The organism is Streptomyces sp. DS1-CR2 (assembly GCF_055760475.1).
Window position 1 is genome coordinate 1,439,700 of record NZ_CM147085.1, and the last position, 17,441, is coordinate 1,457,140.

Genomic DNA, 17,441 nt, shown 5'->3' on the forward strand with positions numbered 1-17,441 from the left:
CTCGGGTGGCTCGGCGGGCGGTCAGCAGACAGGCAGCCCGGGGAGCGGCGCGTTGTTGTCGCCGCCCTTGAGGTAGACGTCGCTGACGAAGACGTTCCAGTTGCCGCATCCGCCGAAGACACCGCTGCCCCGTGACGCCTGTTTCAGTGGCGTGAGACTACGGGGCAGCGGTGACAGGACCGGATACGCGTTACGGGACCGGGACGACCGTCACCGTTCCTGCGCGGTCAGGTCGCCGCGGCGCGGCCCCGCGAATCCCTGGAGGCGGGCCAGGGTGAGACCGGTGATCCGGGTGACCTCGCCCGTGTCGAGGGCGCCGCAGTCCAGGCCGCGCAGCAGATAGCCGGCGAGCGCCTTGGCGGTGGCCGGCTCGTCCGCCACGTCGCCGCCCTCGTGGTGACCGGCGTAGGCGGCCAGACGCGCGGCGGCCGACTCGAAGCCCTCGCGGTAGAAGGCGAAGACCGCGGCGTAGCGGGTCGGGATGTGGCCCGGGTGCATGTCCCAGCCCTGGTAGTAGGCCCGGGCCAGGGCGCGGCGGGTGAGGCCGTAGTGCAGGCGCCAGGCGTCGTGGACCTTCGCGGTCGTGCCGACGGGCAGGACGTTGGTGGAACCGTCCGAGACGCGGACACCGGTACCGGCTGCGGCCACCTGCATGACGGCCTTCGCGTAGTCGGCGGCCGGGTGGTCGCTGGCCTGGTAGGCGGCGCTGACGCCGAGGCAGGCGCTGTAGTCGAAGGTGCCGTAGTGCAGTCCGGTCGCGCGTCCCTCGGCGGCGTCGATCATGCGGGCGACGGCGGCGGTGCCGTCGGCGGCGAGGATGGACTGGCTGGTCTCGATCTGGATCTCGAAGCCGAGGCGTCCCGCCTCGAGACCGTGCGCCTTCTCGAACGCCTCCAGAAGCCGGACCATGGCGGTGACCTGCTCCGGGTACGTGACCTTGGGGAGCGTGAGGACGAGCCCGTCGGGGAGGCCGCCCGCCTCCATGAGGCCGGACAGGAAGATGTCGAGGGTGCGGATGCCCCGGTCGCGTACCGGCGCCTCCATGCACTTCATGCGGATGCCCATGTACGGAGCGGCGGTGCCGTTCTTGTACGCCTCGGCGACCAGCCGGGCCGCGCGGGCGGCGTCCTGGTCCTCGTCGGCGCCCTTGTAGCCGTCCTCGAAGTCGATGCGCAGGTCCTCGACCGGCTCGCGCTCCAGCTTGGCACGTACGCGCGAGTGGACGGCCTCGGCGAGGTCGTCGCCCAGACCGAGAACGGCGGCGAAGGAGGCGGCGTCCGGGGCGTGTTCGTCGAGCATCGCCAGGGCCTTGTCGCCCCACGTGCGCATGGTGTCGGCGTCGAACTGCTCACCGGGGACGTACACGGTGTGGACGGGCTGCCGGGTGCCGGGGTCTCCGGGGTAGCGGCGCTCCAGCTCCGCGTCCACCGGGGCGAGGGAAGCGCTGATGCCCTCGCTGACCGCACCGGCGAGGCTCGTTGCCACCTTCTCTTGCTGACCCATTGCTGCACCCTCCACACTCTCGACGTTCCAGAGTTTCCGCTTCACGGAATCAACAATCCGTATAGCGAAGTTATCTGCGCTCGCCACCTGCGTCAATGGTCCCTCGCACGCCAACGGGGCCGCGCGGTGAAGATCACCACGCGGCCCCGTTACCGGCCCGGAGAAGCTCAGCCCTTGCGGGTGTTGATTTCCTCGGTGAGCTGGGGGACGACGTCGAAGAGGTCGCCGACGACGCCGTAGTCGACGAGGTCGAAGATGGGTGCCTCGGCGTCCTTGTTGACCGCGACGATGGTCTGGGAGGTCTGCATGCCGGCCCGGTGCTGGATGGCGCCGGAGATGCCGTTGGCGATGTACAGCTGCGGGGACACGCTCTTGCCGGTCTGGCCGACCTGGTTGGAGTGCGGGTACCAGCCGGCGTCGACCGCGGCCCGGGAGGCGCCGACGGCCGCGCCGAGGGAGTCGGCGAGGGCCTCGATGATCGCGAAGTTCTCGGCGCCGTTGACGCCGCGTCCGCCGGAGACCACGATCGCGGCCTCGGTCAGGTCCGGGCGCCCGGTCGACTCGCGCGGCGTGCGCGCGGTGACCTTGGTACCGGTGGCCTGGGCGGAGAACGTCACGTCCAGCGCCTGGACGGTGCCGGGCGCCGGGGCGGGCTCGACCGGGGCACTGTTGGGCTTGACGGTGATGACCGGGGTGCCCTTGGCCACGCGGGACTTGGTGGTGAACGAGGCGGCGAACGCGGACTGGGTGGCGATGGGACCGCTCTCGCCGGCCTCGAGGTCGGTGGCGTCGGTGATGACACCGGAGCCGATCCGCACCGCGAGCCGCGCGGCGATCTCCTTGCCCTCCGCCGAGGACGGCACCAGCACGGCGGCCGGGGCGACAGTGTCGTAGGCGGCCTGCAGCGCATCCACCTTCGGCACGACGAGGTAGTCGGCGTACTCGGACGCCTCGTGCGTCAGGACGCGGGTCGCGCCGTGCTCGGCCAGCGTGGCGGCGGTGCCGGCGGCGCCCGCACCGATCGCCAGCGCGACGGGCTCACCCAGGCGGCGGGCCAGGGTCAGCAGTTCAAGGGTGGGCTTGCGGACGGCACCGTCCACGTGATCGACGTAGACCAGAACTTCAGCCATGGGACTTCTTCTCTCCTGCGTGCGAAAGATGAGGACAGGGGGACAGCAACGGGCGCGGGCTCTAGATGAACTTCTGGCCCGCGAGGAACTCGGCGAGCTGCTTGCCGCCCTCGCCCTCGTCCTTGACGATCGTGCCCGCGCTGCGCGCCGGACGCTCCGCCGCCGCGTCCACCACCGTGAACGCACCCGCCAGACCCACCTCGTCGGCCTCCACATCCAGATCCGAGAGGTCCCAGGAGGTGACCGGCTTCTTCTTCGCCGCCATGATCCCCTTGAACGACGGATACCTGGCCTCGCCCGACTGGTCGGTCACCGACACCACCGCCGGCAGCGAAGCCTGAACCTGCTCCGAGGCCGTGTCACCGTCACGACGGCCCGTCACCACACCGCCCTCGACCGACACCTGCGACAGCAGCGTCACCTGCGGCACACCCAGGCGCTCCGCCAGCAGCGCCGGCACCACACCCGCCGTGCCGTCCGTCGACGCCATCCCCGACACCACCAGATCGAAGCCGGCCTTCTCGATCGCCTTCGCCAGCACCAGCGACGTCCCCACGATGTCCGTGCCGTGCAGATCGTCGTCCTCGACATGGATCGCCTTGTCCGCGCCCATCGACAACGCCTTGCGCAACGCGTCCTTCGCGTCCTCGGGACCCACCGTCAACACGGTGATCTCCGCATCGTCCGCCTCGTCCGCGATCTGCAACGCCTGCTCGACCGCGTACTCGTCCAGCTCCGACAGCAGCCCGTCCACATCATCACGGTCCACCGTCAGATCATCAGCGAAATGCCGGTCCCCCGTCGCATCCGGCACATACTTCACGGTGACAACGATCCTCAAGCTCACGCCGGCTCTCCTACTGCAATCGTCTTTACTGGGCGGCCTTGCTCCCTGCAGGCAGCATAGGCGTCCGAAGCGGACTCTCCCGGTCGGGGCGGCCCGCGCCCCGAACGAAATATTACTCGTCAGTACACCCAGGATTCGCCCGCTAAGCAAGCGCTTTGAACTGTGATCCTAGTCGCGCAGAGCGTTGAAGCGGCCCTGGTGGTAGACGAGCGGCCGGCCGGTCCCCGCGGGGTCTCCGGCGACGGCCTCGGCGAGCACGATGCGGTGGTCACCGGCGGGCACGCGTGCGATCACCCGGCACACCAGCCAGGCCAGGACGCCTTCGAGTACGGGCACGCCCTCCGGACCCTCGTACCAACGCGTGGGGTCCCCGAAGCGGTCGGCTCCGCTCTTCGCGAACGTGGCGGCCAGATCCTGCTGATGCTCACCGAGTATGTGCACGCCGATGTGTTCGGCCTCGGAGACGACGGGCCAACTGGAGGCGCCCAGGCCGATACCGAACGAGACGACGGGGGGTTCGGCCGACACGGACGTCAGGGAGGTGGCGGTGAAGCCGACGGGGGCGGCGCCCCGGGCGGTGATCACGGCGACTCCGGCCGCGTGCCGGCGGAAGACCGAGCGCAGCAGGTCGGGCGATGCGGTCGTGGCGGTGCGGAGATCGGGCGTGGCCGTCATGGAGTTGTCCTTCTGCCGGAGGGGTGCGAGCGGGGTCCGTGGCTGCTCAGGAGCCGGGACAGCGCGCACTCGCGCAGCGGGCGAGGTCCACATGGACACGCTCGAAGAGAAGGAGTTCCGTCGACATACAGTCAGGCTGACGATAGGTGGTGCGTGCAGTCAAGTGCGTCCCGCCATCTGGGAGAAGCGTCACCACGAAGTCACCTCCCGTCAGACCGCCTCCCCGAGCGCGGCGATGACGTCGGCCTTGCGCGGCTGACCCGAGGCGCGGCGCACGATGTGTCCGGCTGCGTCGAGGACGAGCACGGTGGGCGTCTTGAGGACGCCGAGTTCCCGTACGAGATCGAGCCGCTCCTCGGCGTCGATCTCCACATGAGTCACGCCGGGAACCATTTCGGCCACCTCGCCGAGCACGCGCCGGGTGGCCCGGCACGGGGCGCAGAAGGCGCTGGAGAACTGCACGAGGGTGGCTCGCTCCCCCAGCTCCTCCCCCAACTTCGCCGCTCCGAGAGCCGCTTCGCCCTGCCGCACCTTCATCCTCCCGCTCCGCCGCCGTTGCATCAGCCCGAAGACGCTCGCCACGGCGAGCACGGCCACACACACCACAAGTCCGGTCATCGTTCCAGTGCAGCATTCACGAGACCGCAAAGATTCCCCGGGTCCGCGCCACGCACTTTTGCGGAATGCTGGGTTCATGGACATCGATGTGAGAGGGCCGCGGTTCGGTGCCGCGGTCACGACGGTCGTACTGGCCCTGGTGCTCGTCACGGGCAGCGCCTGGCTCCTGGCGTGGCAGACGCTGTGTTTCGCGCTCGGCGCGGCGGGCGGGGTGGGGCGTTCTCCCTATGCGTGGCTGTTCCGTACGGCGGTGCGGCCTCGGCTCGGGCCGCCCACGGAGTTCGAGGCTCCGCAGCCGCCGCGGTTCGCGCAGTTCGTCGGGCTCGTCTTCGCGTTGGTGGGTCTGGTGGGTCTGGTGTGGGGACCGGGCTGGCTGGGGCTCGGGGCGACGGCCTGCGCGCTGGCGGCGGCGTTCCTCAACTCGGTGTTCGGCTACTGCCTGGGGTGCGAGATGTACCTGCTCCTGCGGCGTGGCGCGGCACGATTTGGCTGATCAACGGGTTGTGCGGACCGCGTGGGAGTGACGAGGATCTCGCGCCCGGCCGGAACCAGGACTGGCTACTCAGCCGTTGATGGGGCACGATCTGCGCAAGCCACAAAACCTACGGCTGCGTAACTTCCCGCCGGGAGCCCCCTCCCCAGGCAGAGATGAAGGGTCCTCCCCCTCCATGGCAGAGCTCGTCTACCGTCCGGTCATCGGCGCGGCCCGCACGATGTTCAAGGCGCTCGATCTGAAGATCGACGTCAAGGGCGCGGAGAACATTCCGCGCTCCGGCGGCGCGGTCCTGGTCAGCAATCACATCAGCTACCTGGACTTCGTTTTCGACGGTCTCGCAGCGCTGCCGCAGAAGCGCCTGGTGCGCTTCATGGCGAAGGAGTCGGTGTTCCGGCACAAGATCTCCGGTCCGCTGATGCGCAGCATGAAGCACATCCCCGTGGACCGGAAGCAGGGCGAGGACGCGTATGCGCACGCCCTCGACTCGCTGCGCTCCGGTCAGGTCATCGGAGTGTTCCCCGAGGCGACGATCTCGCAGTCGTTCACGCTGAAGAGCTTCAAGTCGGGCGCCGCGCGCCTGGCCCAGGAGGCCGGTGTGCCGCTCATCCCGATGGCACTGTGGGGCACCCAGCGCCTGTGGACGAAGGGCCACCCGAAGAACTTCAGGCGCCAGCACATCCCGATCACGATCCGGGTGGGCGAGCCGATGGAGGCCCCGCGCGACCAGTACGCCGGTGCGATCACCCGGCGGCTGCGCGAGCGCGTGCAGGAGCTTCTCGAAGCGGCGCAGCGCGCGTACCCCGTACGCCCGAAGGGTCCGGACGACACCTGGTGGATGCCCGCGCACCTCGGCGGCACCGCGCCCACCGCGGCAGAGGTGAAGGCCGCCGAGGCGAGCTGAATCGGTACTGCGGACGTGCCGCGGGCCCACCGCGGTGCGTCTACTCCGGCGCGTGGACGGTGATCCGCGCGCCGGGGCTGAACTTCTCCAGGAGTTCGGCGAGTTCGGTGCCGGCCGCCACCACGTCGCAGTGCGGCCCCATCGCCTCCAGCAGGAAGAGCGCGTTCACCGACTCCTCGGTCAGGCGCGTACGGGTGCCCTGGCGCCAGTTCCAGCGGCGGCAGGTCACGCCGTCGTCGTCGCACCAGACGACCTCGCCGGCGTCGGGGTGTTCCACGACGTCCGCTCCCCCGGCCACAGTGGCGAAGCCCTCTTCGCCGGTGGCCCTGACCAGGCGCATGCCGCCCTTGATGTGGTCCAGGTCCTCGCCTCCGACCGGGATCAGATGGGCCACGCTGATCGCGTTGTAGACGTCGACCAGGGTGTTGATCCGCGGTAGTCCGCCGTCCGCGAGGGCCCTCTTGGCCAGTGCTTCGGCCGAGTTACGGGTGCGGGAGGGCTTGGAGCCGAAGGCCGTGTAGGCGGCGCGCCAGGCCGCCATGTGCGGGTCCTCGTGCGGGGCGCCACCGTCGAGGCGCGCGGCGAGGCGGCGTGCGGCATCGTCGAGAAGGGCCGAAGTCCCTTCACTGCTGGGGCCGTTGACCAGCCCGTACGCCTCGATGGCGACGTGCCGGAACTCGGGCGCGAGGGTCCGTACCGCGTCGGACACGGTGAGGTGGAGGGTCATCGTCCGCCTTGCTCTTCGGGGTGCGCTTGCTGTTTCAGAGTGCGTCGGGGAGGTGTTCCCACAAGTAGGGCCGGTCGGGGGCGTCGCGCAGGGCGCGCAGAACCGCCGACTCCGGTACATCGAAGAGTACCGGATAGTCCACCTCATTGGACTCCGCATCCACAATGAAGGCCAGCCGCTCGCCGTCGAGGGAGAACTGGGCGTCGACCCCGGGCTTGTTCCCGCGGCAGTCCTGCCGGTGCCAGGCCCCATGGAAGCGGACGGCGACCATGCCGTGCAGCACATACCCGGTCCCGGCGTCATGCGTGAGCCGCTGGTAGCAGAGCGCGGCGGGGATGTCCTCGGCGCGCAGGAGCGCGGCCAGCGCGTGGGATTTGGCGTGACAGATGCCCGTGCTTTGCTCCAGGACGTCCGAGGCGCGCCAGGTGACGCGCAGGTCCCCGCTGTCTGCGGAGTGCGGGATGGTGTCCCGCACGAACTCGTAGGCGACCTGGGCGTATGAATATGAGTCGGATGCCTGCGCGGCGAGCCGCTCGGCCGTCTTCCGTACGAGCGGGTGGTGATGGTCGATGACCTCGTCGGCCGCCAAGTAGGCAGACAGGTCAGGGTTCTTCTGGATCAGCCGCATGGACCGGGAGCATAGAAATGCGACCGACCGCGCGTCAATAGCTTTACGGTCGATCGCATATCTATACAGCCCAGCTGCGGGGAGAACGCTAGCGGGCCATTTCCTCCTTGAGGGCGGCGACGAAGCTGTCGACGTCCTCCTCACGGGTGTCGAACGCGCACATCCAGCGGACGTCGCCGGCGGCCTCGTCCCAGAAGTAGAACCGGAAGCGCTTCTGGAGGCGCTCGCTGACGTCGTGCGGCAGCCGCGCGAAGACCGCGTTGGCCTGCACCGGGTAGAGGATCTCGACGCCGTGCACGGCGCGGACGCCCTCGGCGAGGCGCTGGGCCATCTCGTTGGCGTGCCGCGCGTTGCGCAGCCACAGGTCCTTGGCGAGCAGGGCCTCCAACTGCACCGACACGAAACGCATCTTGGAGGCGAGCTGCATCGAGAGCTTGCGCAGATGCTTCATGTGGCTGACGGCGTCCGGATTGAGGACGACGACGGCCTCGCCGAACAGAGCGCCGTTCTTCGTGCCGCCGAGCGACAGAATGTCGACGCCGACCGCGTTCGTGAACGTGCGCATCGGCACGTCGAGCGACGCGGCCGCGTTGGCTATCCGGGAGCCGTCGAGGTGCACCTTCATGCCGCGCTCGTGCGCGTGGTCGCAGATCGCGCGGATCTCGTCGGGCGTGTAGAGCGTGCCCAGTTCCGTGTTCTGCGTGATCGAGACGACCTGCGGCATCGCGCGGTGCTCGTCGTCCCAGCCGAAGGCCTGCCGGTCGATGAGCTCGGGCGTGAGCTTGCCGTCCGGGGTCGGCACGGTGAGCAGCTTGAGGCCGCCCATACGCTCCGGGGCCCCGCCCTCGTCCACGTTGATGTGCGCGGACTCGGCGCAGATCACCGCGCCCCAGCGGTCGGTGACTGCCTGGAGCGCGACGACGTTGGCTCCGGTGCCGTTGAAGACCGGGAACGCCTCGGCCGTGGGGCCGAAGTGGGAGCGGATGATCTGCTGGAGGTTCTCCGTGTAGTCGTCCTCGCCGTACGCGATCTGGTGACCGCCGTTGGCGAGGGCGAGGGCCGCGAGGATCTCCGGGTGCGCGCCCGCGTAGTTGTCGCTCGCGAAGCCGCGGACGTCCGGGTCGTGATGCCTGCGGGCGTCGGTCTTCGGAGGATTCACGGCTTCTCGATCAGCCACAGACGGGTCCCGTTCAACTCTTGGGCGGGCCGGTCCCAGACGCCGGCGATGGCATCGGCCAGATCCGTGACGTCCGTGAAGCCCGCGAACTTCGCGTGGGGTCGCTCGGCGCGCATCGCGTCGTGCACCAGCGCCTTCACCACCAGGATCGCAGCCGCCTGCTGCGGGCCGGCGTCACCCCCCGCCTTGCGGAAGGCGTCGCCGAGGGCCAGCGTCCAGGCCTCGGCGGCGGCCTTGGAGGCCGCGTACGCCGCGTTGCCCGCGGTCGGCTTGCTGGCGCCCGCGGCGCTGATCAGCAGGAAGCGTCCGCGGTCGCTGCGCTGGAGGGCGTCCTGGAACGCGAGGGAGGTGTGCTGGACCGTGCGGATCAGGAGCTTTTCGAGGATGTCCCAGTCGGCGAGGTCGGTCTCGGCGAAGGTGGCGCTGCCGCGCCAGCCGCCGACGAGGTGGACAAGGCCGTCGACCCGGCCGAAGTCCTTCTCGATGCGGTTCGCCCAGTCCCGGGTCGCGTTCAGGTCGAGCAGGTCGACGGTGTCGCCGATGACGGTGGCCCCCCCGTGCGCGTAGCGTGCCGCGTCCACGGCCTCCGCCAGGCGTGCGGCGTCCGCGTCCGCTCCGACGACCGTCGCGCCCGCCTCGGCGAGGCGCAGCAGGGTGGCGCGGCCCGCGGGTCCCGCCGCGCCCGCGACCGCGATGACCGCTCCGTCCAGCGTGCCGTTCCCGTTGCCTTCGGCCATGGCCGTCGCCTCCTCGTCGCGAGTGCTCACGCGGCGGCCTGCTCGGCGCCCGCAGCGGTGATCCCCTTGGTGGAGGCGATCACGTTCTTCAGCTTCTTGGACAGTGCCTCATAGAACATGCTGAGCGGAAACTCGTCCGGAAGCACGTCGTCGACGAGCTTGCGCGGCGGCAGGCTCAGGTCGAGGGCGTCGGGGCCCTTGGCCCAGCGCGAACCGGGGTGCGGGGCGAGGTACTGGGACACCAGGTCGTACGCGGCGAACCAGTGCACCAGCTTCGGGCGGTCGATGCCGTCGCGGTACAGCTTCTCGATCTCGGCGCACAGCTGGTTGGTGACCTGCGGGGCGCGCTCCCAGTCGATCTGGAGCTTGTTGTCGGTCCAGCGCAGCACGTCGTGCTTGTGCAGGTACGCGAAGAGAAGCTGGCCGCCGAGTCCGTCGTAGTTGCGGTTGCGGTCACCGCTGACCGGGAAACGGAACATCCGGTCGAAGAGGACGGCGTACTGGACGTCGCGGCCGTGCGCGTTGCCCTCGGACTCCAGCTTCACGGCCTCCTTGAAGGCGGTGAGGTCGCAGCGCAGCTCTTCGAGGCCGTACATCCAGAACGGCTGGCGCTGCTTGATCATGAACGGGTCGAAGGGCAGGTCGCCGTGGCTGTGGGTGCGGTCGTGCACCATGTCCCACAGGACGAAAGCCTGCTCGCAGCGGGCCTGGTCCGTGACCATCTCGCGGATGTCGTCCGGCAGTTCGAGCCCGAGGATGTCGACGGACGCCTCGGTGACGGCACGGAAGCGGGCCGCCTCGCGGTCGCAGAAGATGCCACCCCAGGAGAAGCGCTCGGGAGCCTCGCGTACGGCGATGGTCTCCGGGAAGAGCACGGCCGAGTGGGTGTCGTACCCGGCGGTGAAGTCCTCGAACGTGATCCCGCAGAACAGCGGGTTGTCGTAGCGCGTCGCCTCCAGCTCGGCGAGCCACTCGGGCCACACCATGCGCAGGACGACGGCCTCCAGATTGCGGTCCGGGTTGCCGTTCTGCGTGTACATCGGGAAGACGACCAGGTGCTGCAGTCCGTCCTCGCGGTGCGCGGCGGGGTGGAAGGCCAGCAGCGAGTCGAGGAAGTCGGGGACCTGGAAGCCGTCTTCCGCCCAGCGCCGCAGGTCGGCGGCGAGCGCCGAGTGGTACGCGGCGTCGTGCGGGAGCAGCGGGGAGAGCTGCTCGACGGCGGATATCGCGCGGCCGAGCGTCAGCTCCGCCACGGCCTTGGACGGGGCGCCGTCGGCGCCGAAGTCGATCGAGCCGTCCTTCTGCTGCCAGGGACGGATCTCCTCCACGGCGGCCTTGAGCACGGGCCACGCCGGGTGTTCGACCACCCTGCTTTCGGGGCTTCCCCCGACCTTCTCCGGAGGAACCTTCCCCTCCACGCCCGACTGCACAAGAATTTCCGTCATTACCCATCCTCCACGGGAGAACCTCGCGTAGAGACACCGTAAGCGGGCGAGGTTCTTCACCACAAGTGGGGTCGGGAGGAAGTTATCCTGCGTGACCCCCTGGTTCACCGTCGTTTTTCCTGCCTGGCACCGTTGAAACGATGGCCTTCGCCACATCCGCCACGGCAGTACGGGCGTCGTCGAGCAGCTCGGGGAAACCGAAGAAGCCGTGGAACATCCCCGGGAAGTGGCTCTCGGTGACCTCGACGCCCACCGCCCGCAGGGCCTTCGCGTAGGCGAGGCCCTCGTCGCACAGCGGGTCACAGCCCGCGGTCACGATGTGGGCGGGCGGCAGCGAGGCAAGGTCGGCGAGGAGCGGCGAGACGTGCGGGTGGGACCGGTCGCCGTCCGGGCCGAGGTACTGCTCGGCGAACCAGCGGCAGTGCGCGGCCGTCAGGAAGTAGCGGTCGGCGTTCCGCGCGAACGACTCCGTCGACTGATGCGCGTCGGTGGCCGGATAGACGAGGGCCTGGAGCGCGATGCGCGGGCCGCCCCGGTCCCGGGCCAGGAGGCAGATGACAGCCGCGAGGTTCCCGCCCGCGCTGTCCCCCGCCACGACAAGGGCGCCCGCGTCCCCGCCCAGCGCGGCGTGGTGGCCGGCCGCCCAGCACAGCGCCGCGTACGCGTCGTCGACGGCGGCCGGGAACGGCGACTCGGGGGCAAGCCGGTAGTCGACGGAGACGACCACGGCCCCCGCCTCGCGGCACAGGCCGCGGGCGGTGGAGTCATGGCTGTCCAGGCCGCAGATCGCCCACCCTCCCCCGTGGAGGAAGACGACGGTGGGGCGCGGGCCCGGGGCCTCGTCGGGGTCCGGACGGTAAATCCGTACGGGGATCCGGGGCGCTCCGGCGGGGCCGGGGATGTCGCGGTCCTCGACCGAGCCGACGACCGGTGGCGGGAACGGTGACGCGGGAGCCGCGGCCAGGATGCGGCGGGCCTCGGCCGCGTCGGTGACGGCGCCGCCGAGGTCGGGGAAGAACGCGGTCATCGCGTCGACCAGGGCGCGGACGTCGGGTGCGAGGCGGTCCTCGGATGCGGGGTGGTCCTCGGATGCGGGGCTCATGCGGACACCGCCTGCTCCTGGGCGCGGAAGTGCGGAATGACCTTCTCGCCCCACTGCCGCAGCGTCTCCAGGCAGGCCTCCTGGGGGACGGTGCCCATCTGGACGAGACACATGATCTCGTCAGCACCCGCGTCGCGCAGGCGCTCGACGTAGGCGATGGCGTCGTCGGCGGTGCCGTAGGCGTGGTCGGCGTTGAAGGTGGCCGTCGCGGTGGGACGTACCGGGATCCGGTGTTCGTGGAGGCGGGCCACGACCTGTTCGGCGGCCCTGCGCATGCCGGCCGCCTCGTCGGCGCCCTCCACCACGGCCTCGTCGGGGACGCCCGCGCCGCCGTACCAGTGCCCGATGGACTGCGCGAAGAACCGCTGGCCGCGGATGCCGATGTTCCGGGCCGTCTCCTGGTCGTCCAGGACGATGGTCGGGCACAGGACGGAGAAGTGGTCGTTGACGACGCCGGACACGAAACGGTCGGGGGTACGGGCGGCGATCGCGTCGTCGTAGGCGCGCCGCATGCCGGCGATCGACTCGGGGCCCGCGAAGCCCATCACCAGGGCGCCGATGCCGAGTTCGGCCGCCTGGGCGAGCGTCTCCGTGCGGCTGCACGCGAGGAAGAGGGGCGGGTGGGGCTCCTGTTTCGGGCGCGGCAGGACGGGGTGCGGGTCGATATCGAGGAGCTCCCCGTGGTGCTCCAGCTCGTCCTTCTCCCAGGCTTTCCCGATGATCCGCAGCGCCTCCTCGACCTCCTGCGTCGTGCGGTCCTTGTCGACACCGCACAGGGAGGTCTCCTGCTGGGTGCCGCCACGGCCGGCCCCGAGGTCGAGTCGGCCACCGGAGAGCAGGTCGAGCATGGCGGCCCGCTCGGCGACCCGCACGGGATGGTTGAAATTGAAGGGCATGCAGACGACGCCGTGCCCGATCCGGATGGTGCTGGTGCGGGCGGCGACCCAGGTCAGGAAGATCTCGGGGGCCGACATGTGCGCGTACCACTTGAGGGAGTGGTGCTCGACGGCCCAGATGCGGTCGAAGCCCATCTCCTCGGCGAGGACCGCCTGCTCCACGCAGTCGCGGATGACCTGGTGTTCGTGTTCGACGGTGGGATCGGCGAGCTGCGCCTCGAAGATGACGGAGAACTTCACGCTGCCTCCAGGGAGTTGAGCCACAGGCACTGTTCCGGTTAGCTATATGACTAACCGTCAGGTCCTCAAGGAGCAAGACCGGCGACGGTATTCGGCAGTGACAAAGGCTCCGGGGTCTTGCGGTGACCGCTTCCGGTCACTTCAATGCGGCGCATGGCTGACGACCTACCACCGACCGCCTGGGCCGTCCTCGGGCTGCTGTCCTTCCCCGGGGAACGAACCGGATACGAGCTGAAGAAGTGGGCCGACGCCTCCCTGCGGTTCTTCTACTGGTCGCCCGCCATCAGCCAGATCTACGCCGAACTGCGCCGCCTCGAATCACTGGGCTACGTCACCTCGCTGCACTCCGGGGCCGAGGAGCCGCGGGCCAAACGAACGTACGCGATCACCGAGGAGGGGCGCGGGGCGCTCGCGGTGTGGGCCGGGGGCGGGCAGGGCCTCGGCACGCCCGTGCTCAAGCACCCCGTACTGCTGCGCGTGTGGCTCGGGCACCTCGCCGCGCCGGAGCACCTGCGTGGCCTGGTGACGGAACACGTGGCGCGCACGAAGGGCGAGCTGAAGGAGGTCCGGGACGCGCTCGAGCGGGCCGACGGGGTGGAGGCGTGGGCCCATCCGCAGATCGCGCTGCGCTGGAGCGAGCGGCGGCTCGCGGCAGAAGTCGAGCTGGCCGAGGCCATGCTGGACGACCTGGACGCGGCGCCCGGTCAACCGCCGGGGAACTCGCCCACCCACGGGTGACACTTCCCGCGGCAGGCTGCCGAGGCGGTAGGACGGACCGGTCCCCGCCCCTTCCCTGCCCCTCCGCCGTCTGGAGCCCTGAGCGTGAGCATCCGCGCCGTCCTGGTCGCAGCCGTCATCACCGGACTGGTCCTCGGAATCACCGCAACCAGAGCGGACCACTCCACTCCCTCGCGTCGGACCGGTCCCATCGTGGAGACGGGCCGTTAGGCTTCGGCCGTGCCGCGCGGGCGACCCCGTCCACGACCTCGCGCGGATGCCGAGCCGCCGTCGACGGAAGCGAGACGATCTTGAACTTCCTCACCATCGGGCATCGCGGAGTGATGGGTGTCGAACCCGAGAACACCCTCCGGTCCTTCGTCGCCGCGCAGGGCGCGGGCCTCGACCTCATCGAACTCGATCTGCATCTGAGCAAGGACGGCGCCCTCGTCGTCATGCACGACGCCGACGTCGACCGCACGACGGACGGCCGGGGCCCCATCGCCGACAAGACGCTCGCCGAGCTGCGCGCCCTGGACGCGGGGCGCGGCGAACGGGTGCCGGTCTTCGAGGAGGTGCTCGACGCCGTCTCCAAACCGCTCCAGGCCGAGATCAAGGACGTCGCCGCGGCGCGCGCCCTCGCCGAGGTCATGCTGCGCCGTGATCTGGTGAGCCGCGTCGAGGTGATCTCGTTCCACGACGAGGCCGTCGCCGAGATCGCCCGGCTGGTGCCGGGCGTCCGTACGGCGCTGGTGGCCAGCCGCTACGGCACCGACGTGGTGGAGCGCGCCACCGCCGTCGGCGCCACGTCCCTGGTCCTCAACATCCGGCGTCTGACGCAGGAGATCGTCGAGCGGGCCCGCAAGGCGGATCTGCGGATCATCGGCTGGGTCGTGAACACGCAGGACGATCTGCGCCTGGTGCGGGCGCTCGGCCTGGACGGCGCGACGACCGACTACCCGGAGATCAAACGGACCGGCCGCTTCACGGCCTGAGCCGCGCGAGCGGCCCGACTCAGCCGCGGGACCCGGGTGTCGGCCGAGCGGCCCACGTCAGCCGAGGGGCTTGACCAGCAGCTCGAACTGGAGGTCGTCCCGCTGCGGGATGCCGAAGCGCTCGTCGCCGTACGGGAAGGGGGTCATCTCTCCCGTACGGCGGTAGCCCCGGCGCTCGTACCAGGCGATGAGGTCCTCGCGTACGGAGATCACCGTCATGTGCATCTCGCGCACGCCCCAGGCCTCGCGGGCGGTGCGCTCCGCCTCCGCGATGATCACCTTGCCGAGCCCCGCGCCCTGGAGGGCCGGGCTCACGGCGAACATGCCGAAGTAGGCGTGCTCCCCGCGGTGCTCCAGCTGGCAGCAGGCGACGACCGCGCCGTCGCGCTCGACGGTGAGCAGCCGGCTGTCCGGCGACTTGATGACGTCGACGACGCCCTGCGGGTCGGTGCGCTGCCCCTCCAGGATGTCCGCCTCGGTCGTCCAGCCGGTGCGGCTGGAGTCCCCGCGGTACGCCGACTCGATCAGCGCCACGAGCACGTCGACATCGGCGCCGGTGGCGTCCCGGAAGGTGAGGTCGCCGGTCGTGGGGCGGGGAGCGATGGACATGGGACGGTCTCCGATCTCGTGCACGGCTGTCGGCGCGGGCGCCGTCGAGCCTAACGCCGAGCCTCTACGCTGCGTTCGCATGGTTCACGTACTGAGCAGCAGGACGCTTCTTCGCCCCACCGATCCCGAGCGGTCGCGGGCTTTCTACGGTGGGGCGCTCGGTCTCGCCGTGTACCGGGAGTTCGGGACGGGGCCCGAGCGCGGGACCGTCTACTTCCTCGGGGGCGGCTTCCTGGAGGTGTCCGGCCACTCCCAGGCGCCGGCGTCACCCGGACTCCAGCTGTGGCTCCAGGTCGCGGACGCGGCGGCCGCGCACGAGGAGCTGGCGGCGCGCGGCGTCGAGGTGCTCCGGCCGCCGGTCAGGGAGCCGTGGGGGCTCATCGAGATGTGGATCTCGGACCCGGACGGCGTGCGCATCGTGATCACCGAGGTACCCGAGGACCATCCGTTGCGCTACCGGCCTTGAGAGAGCGCGTTCCGGGGTACACGCGAGCGGAAGGACCCGTTCAGCGTGCGCGCCACCGGCGCACGGAAGAGTATGAGCGGGATGGCCGCAGACCGGCCCCTTCGCGTCCGGACGAGCCCGACCCTGGAGAGACATCACATGGCAGCTCCTCGGATCCTGATCGTCGGCGGCGGATTCGCCGGCATGGAGTGCGCGCACAAGCTGGAGAAGATCCTCAAGCCGGGCGAGGCCCAGCTGAGGCTGGTCAGTCCGTTCGACCACCAGCTGTACCTGCCGCTGCTCCCCCAAGTCGCCTCGGGCGTGCTCACCCCGCAGTCGGTGGCCGTGCCGCTGCGCCGCATGCTGCGGCACACCGGCATCGTGCCGGGCGGCGCGGTGGGTGTGGACCCCGAGGCGAAGGCCGTCGTCGTACGGAAGATCAACGGCGAGACGGTGGTGGAGCGCTACGACTACCTCGTCCTGACGCCGGGCAGCGTCACGCGGCAGTTCGACATCCCCGGTGTGGACCAGTACGCGGTCGGCGTGAAGACGCTGGCGGAGGCGGCCTGGATCCGCGACCACGTCATCTCGCAGCTCGACCTGGCCGCGGCAAGCACCGACCCCGCCGAGCGGGAGTCGCGACTGCAGTTCGTGGTGGTGGGCGGCGGGTACGCCGGTACGGAGACGGCCGCCTATCTGCAGCGCCTGACCACCGCCGCCGCCAAGCGCCTTCGGGGGCTCGACCGGGCGCAGATCAAGTGGCATCTCGTCGACATCGCCCCCAAGTTGATGCCCGAGCTCGGCGACCGGCTCGGCGAGAAGGCCCTGTCGATCGTGGAGCGGCGCGGGCTGCATGTGTCGCTCGGGGTGTCCGTGGCGAAGGCGACCGAGGACACGGTGACGCTCACGGACGGCCGTGTGCTGCCGTGCCGCACGCTGATCTGGACGGCGGGTGTCGCCCCGAGCCCGCTGATCGCGACGCTCAGCGCGGAGACGAACCGGGGCCGGCTCGTCGTGGAGCCGGATCTGACGGTTCCGGGGCTCGACGGTGTGTTCGCGCTCGGTGACGCGGCCGCCGTGCCGGACCTGGAGAAGGGTGCCGACGCGATCTGCCCGCCGACCGCCCAGCACGCCATGCGGCAGGGCTGGGCGGCCGCGAAGAACGTGGCGGCCGCGCTGCACGGACAGCCGCTGAACCCGTACCGGCACAAGGACCTGGGGCTCGTGGTGGACCTGGGCGGCGTTCAGGCGGTGTCCAAGCCGTTGGGTGTGCAGCTGACCGGGCTGCCCGCCCAGGCCGTCGCCCGCGCCTACCACCTGGGCGCGCTGCGCACCGTGACGGCCCGGTTCCGCACGGCGGCGAACTGGGGGCTCAACGCGGTCGCCGGCGACGACTTCGTGCGTACGGGGTTCCAGGCGGAGCGGCCCGCGACGCTGAAGGACTTCGAGAAGACGGACGCGTATCTGACGCCGGAGGAAGTGCACGCGATGGTGACGGCGCATGTCGAGGGCCAGTGACAGGGGCCTTGGGTTATCGCTGCTCGCGAGTTCAC

General features: G+C 70.4%; 19 protein-coding genes. 6 read left to right on the plus strand and 13 right to left on the minus strand.

Annotation, left to right across the window (positions count from 1 at the left end; genetic code table 11):
• Positions 1–210 precede the first annotated feature (210 nt).
• The 5 genes from ACY0PA_RS07195 to ACY0PA_RS07215 form a co-directional block, all read right to left on the minus strand.
• The gene (locus ACY0PA_RS07195; protein ID WP_473083877.1) at positions 211–1,503 is read right to left on the minus strand and encodes a DUF6986 family protein; all 1,293 of its coding nucleotides are present in this window, start codon (positions 1,501–1,503) and stop codon (positions 211–213) included.
• A gap of 167 nt (positions 1,504–1,670) precedes the next feature.
• The gene (locus ACY0PA_RS07200; RefSeq protein ID WP_473083878.1) at positions 1,671–2,633 is read right to left on the minus strand and encodes an electron transfer flavoprotein subunit alpha/FixB family protein; all 963 of its coding nucleotides are present in this window, start codon (positions 2,631–2,633) and stop codon (positions 1,671–1,673) included.
• 61 nt (positions 2,634–2,694) lie between these two features.
• A complete protein-coding gene (locus tag ACY0PA_RS07205; protein ID WP_473083879.1) occupies positions 2,695–3,480 on the minus strand; it encodes an electron transfer flavoprotein subunit beta/FixA family protein in 786 nt (261 codons plus the stop codon).
• Positions 3,481–3,648: 168 nt separating this feature from the next.
• The gene (locus ACY0PA_RS07210) at positions 3,649–4,155 is read right to left on the minus strand and encodes a flavin reductase family protein (RefSeq protein ID WP_473083880.1); all 507 of its coding nucleotides are present in this window, start codon (positions 4,153–4,155) and stop codon (positions 3,649–3,651) included.
• A 210-nt stretch (positions 4,156–4,365) separates the two neighbouring features.
• Positions 4,366–4,773 carry a TlpA family protein disulfide reductase gene (locus tag ACY0PA_RS07215; RefSeq protein WP_473083881.1) on the minus strand — a complete coding sequence of 136 codons (408 nt, stop codon included), beginning with the start codon at positions 4,771–4,773 and terminating at the stop codon, positions 4,366–4,368.
• Positions 4,774–4,849: 76 nt separating this feature from the next.
• On the opposite strand from ACY0PA_RS07215, the gene ACY0PA_RS07220 reads away from it, so the two are divergent.
• Complete coding sequence (locus tag ACY0PA_RS07220) at positions 4,850–5,266, plus strand: DUF4395 domain-containing protein (protein WP_473083882.1); 417 nt, start codon at positions 4,850–4,852, stop codon at positions 5,264–5,266.
• Between the two features lie 175 nt (positions 5,267–5,441).
• Positions 5,442–6,170, plus strand: a complete 729-nt coding sequence (locus tag ACY0PA_RS07225; protein ID WP_473083883.1) for a lysophospholipid acyltransferase family protein — start codon at positions 5,442–5,444, stop codon at positions 6,168–6,170.
• Between the two features lie 40 nt (positions 6,171–6,210).
• On the opposite strand, the gene ACY0PA_RS07230 is transcribed toward ACY0PA_RS07225, so the two are convergent.
• The 7 genes from ACY0PA_RS07230 to ACY0PA_RS07260 form a co-directional block, all read right to left on the minus strand.
• A complete protein-coding gene (locus ACY0PA_RS07230) occupies positions 6,211–6,897 on the minus strand; it encodes a B3/B4 domain-containing protein (protein ID WP_473083884.1) in 687 nt (228 codons plus the stop codon).
• 34 nt (positions 6,898–6,931) lie between these two features.
• Positions 6,932–7,525: a transglutaminase-like domain-containing protein gene (locus ACY0PA_RS07235; RefSeq protein WP_473083885.1), complete on the minus strand. Its 594-nt coding sequence runs from the start codon at positions 7,523–7,525 to the stop codon at positions 6,932–6,934.
• Positions 7,526–7,613: 88 nt separating this feature from the next.
• Positions 7,614–8,684 carry a threonine aldolase family protein gene (locus ACY0PA_RS07240; RefSeq protein WP_473083886.1) on the minus strand — a complete coding sequence of 357 codons (1,071 nt, stop codon included), beginning with the start codon at positions 8,682–8,684 and terminating at the stop codon, positions 7,614–7,616.
• Positions 8,681–9,439 carry an SDR family NAD(P)-dependent oxidoreductase gene (locus tag ACY0PA_RS07245; RefSeq protein ID WP_473086259.1) on the minus strand — a complete coding sequence of 253 codons (759 nt, stop codon included), beginning with the start codon at positions 9,437–9,439 and terminating at the stop codon, positions 8,681–8,683. Before ACY0PA_RS07245 ends, ACY0PA_RS07240 begins: the two co-directional genes overlap by 4 nt.
• Positions 9,440–9,465: 26 nt before the next feature.
• Entirely contained in the window at positions 9,466–10,884 is a 1,419-nt protein-coding gene (locus ACY0PA_RS07250) for a DUF6421 family protein (RefSeq protein ID WP_473083887.1), read from the minus strand.
• Between the two features lie 82 nt (positions 10,885–10,966).
• A complete protein-coding gene (locus tag ACY0PA_RS07255) occupies positions 10,967–11,911 on the minus strand; it encodes an alpha/beta hydrolase (RefSeq protein WP_473086260.1) in 945 nt (314 codons plus the stop codon).
• Between the two features lie 71 nt (positions 11,912–11,982).
• Complete coding sequence (locus ACY0PA_RS07260) at positions 11,983–13,122, minus strand: LLM class flavin-dependent oxidoreductase (RefSeq protein ID WP_473083888.1); 1,140 nt, start codon at positions 13,120–13,122, stop codon at positions 11,983–11,985.
• 153 nt (positions 13,123–13,275) lie between these two features.
• On the opposite strand from ACY0PA_RS07260, the gene ACY0PA_RS07265 reads away from it, so the two are divergent.
• Both ACY0PA_RS07265 and ACY0PA_RS07270 read left to right on the plus strand, forming a co-directional pair.
• The gene (locus tag ACY0PA_RS07265; RefSeq protein ID WP_473083889.1) at positions 13,276–13,860 is read left to right on the plus strand and encodes a PadR family transcriptional regulator; all 585 of its coding nucleotides are present in this window, start codon (positions 13,276–13,278) and stop codon (positions 13,858–13,860) included.
• Between the two features lie 290 nt (positions 13,861–14,150).
• Positions 14,151–14,834, plus strand: coding sequence for a glycerophosphodiester phosphodiesterase (locus tag ACY0PA_RS07270; protein ID WP_473083890.1), 684 nt, complete (start codon positions 14,151–14,153; stop codon positions 14,832–14,834).
• A gap of 57 nt (positions 14,835–14,891) precedes the next feature.
• Here the strand turns inward: ACY0PA_RS07270 and ACY0PA_RS07275 are convergent, their stop codons facing one another.
• Positions 14,892–15,443, minus strand: a complete 552-nt coding sequence (locus ACY0PA_RS07275; protein WP_473083891.1) for a GNAT family N-acetyltransferase — start codon at positions 15,441–15,443, stop codon at positions 14,892–14,894.
• 79 nt (positions 15,444–15,522) lie between these two features.
• Here ACY0PA_RS07275 and ACY0PA_RS07280 point away from each other — a divergent pair, with 79 nt between their 5' ends.
• Both ACY0PA_RS07280 and ACY0PA_RS07285 read left to right on the plus strand, forming a co-directional pair.
• Complete coding sequence (locus ACY0PA_RS07280; RefSeq protein ID WP_473083892.1) at positions 15,523–15,909, plus strand: VOC family protein; 387 nt, start codon at positions 15,523–15,525, stop codon at positions 15,907–15,909.
• A 138-nt stretch (positions 15,910–16,047) separates the two neighbouring features.
• Positions 16,048–17,406: an NAD(P)/FAD-dependent oxidoreductase gene (locus ACY0PA_RS07285; protein WP_473083893.1), complete on the plus strand. Its 1,359-nt coding sequence runs from the start codon at positions 16,048–16,050 to the stop codon at positions 17,404–17,406.
• Positions 17,407–17,441 lie beyond the last annotated feature (35 nt).

What these genes read in the sequence shown, in the direction of transcription:
- ACY0PA_RS07195 (WP_473083877.1), bottom strand. Translation starts at nt 1,503, where the DNA reads ATGGGTCAGCAAGAGAAGGTGGCAACGAGCCTCGCCGGTGCGGTCAGC.
- ACY0PA_RS07200 (WP_473083878.1), bottom strand. Translation starts at nt 2,633, where the DNA reads ATGGCTGAAGTTCTGGTCTACGTCGATCACGTGGACGGTGCCGTCCGC.
- ACY0PA_RS07210 (WP_473083880.1), bottom strand. Translation starts at nt 4,155, where the DNA reads ATGACGGCCACGCCCGATCTCCGCACCGCCACGACCGCATCGCCCGAC.
- ACY0PA_RS07215 (WP_473083881.1), bottom strand. Translation starts at nt 4,773, where the DNA reads ATGACCGGACTTGTGGTGTGTGTGGCCGTGCTCGCCGTGGCGAGCGTC.
- ACY0PA_RS07220 (WP_473083882.1), top strand. Translation starts at nt 4,850, where the DNA reads ATGGACATCGATGTGAGAGGGCCGCGGTTCGGTGCCGCGGTCACGACG.
- ACY0PA_RS07225 (WP_473083883.1), top strand. Translation starts at nt 5,442, where the DNA reads ATGGCAGAGCTCGTCTACCGTCCGGTCATCGGCGCGGCCCGCACGATG.
- ACY0PA_RS07230 (WP_473083884.1), bottom strand. Translation starts at nt 6,897, where the DNA reads ATGACCCTCCACCTCACCGTGTCCGACGCGGTACGGACCCTCGCGCCC.
- ACY0PA_RS07235 (WP_473083885.1), bottom strand. Translation starts at nt 7,525, where the DNA reads ATGCGGCTGATCCAGAAGAACCCTGACCTGTCTGCCTACTTGGCGGCC.
- ACY0PA_RS07245 (WP_473086259.1), bottom strand. Translation starts at nt 9,439, where the DNA reads ATGGCCGAAGGCAACGGGAACGGCACGCTGGACGGAGCGGTCATCGCG.
- ACY0PA_RS07250 (WP_473083887.1), bottom strand. Translation starts at nt 10,884, where the DNA reads ATGACGGAAATTCTTGTGCAGTCGGGCGTGGAGGGGAAGGTTCCTCCG.
- ACY0PA_RS07255 (WP_473086260.1), bottom strand. Translation starts at nt 11,911, where the DNA reads ATGACCGCGTTCTTCCCCGACCTCGGCGGCGCCGTCACCGACGCGGCC.
- ACY0PA_RS07265 (WP_473083889.1), top strand. Translation starts at nt 13,276, where the DNA reads ATGGCTGACGACCTACCACCGACCGCCTGGGCCGTCCTCGGGCTGCTG.
- ACY0PA_RS07275 (WP_473083891.1), bottom strand. Translation starts at nt 15,443, where the DNA reads ATGTCCATCGCTCCCCGCCCCACGACCGGCGACCTCACCTTCCGGGAC.
- ACY0PA_RS07280 (WP_473083892.1), top strand. Translation starts at nt 15,523, where the DNA reads ATGGTTCACGTACTGAGCAGCAGGACGCTTCTTCGCCCCACCGATCCC.
- ACY0PA_RS07285 (WP_473083893.1), top strand. Translation starts at nt 16,048, where the DNA reads ATGGCAGCTCCTCGGATCCTGATCGTCGGCGGCGGATTCGCCGGCATG.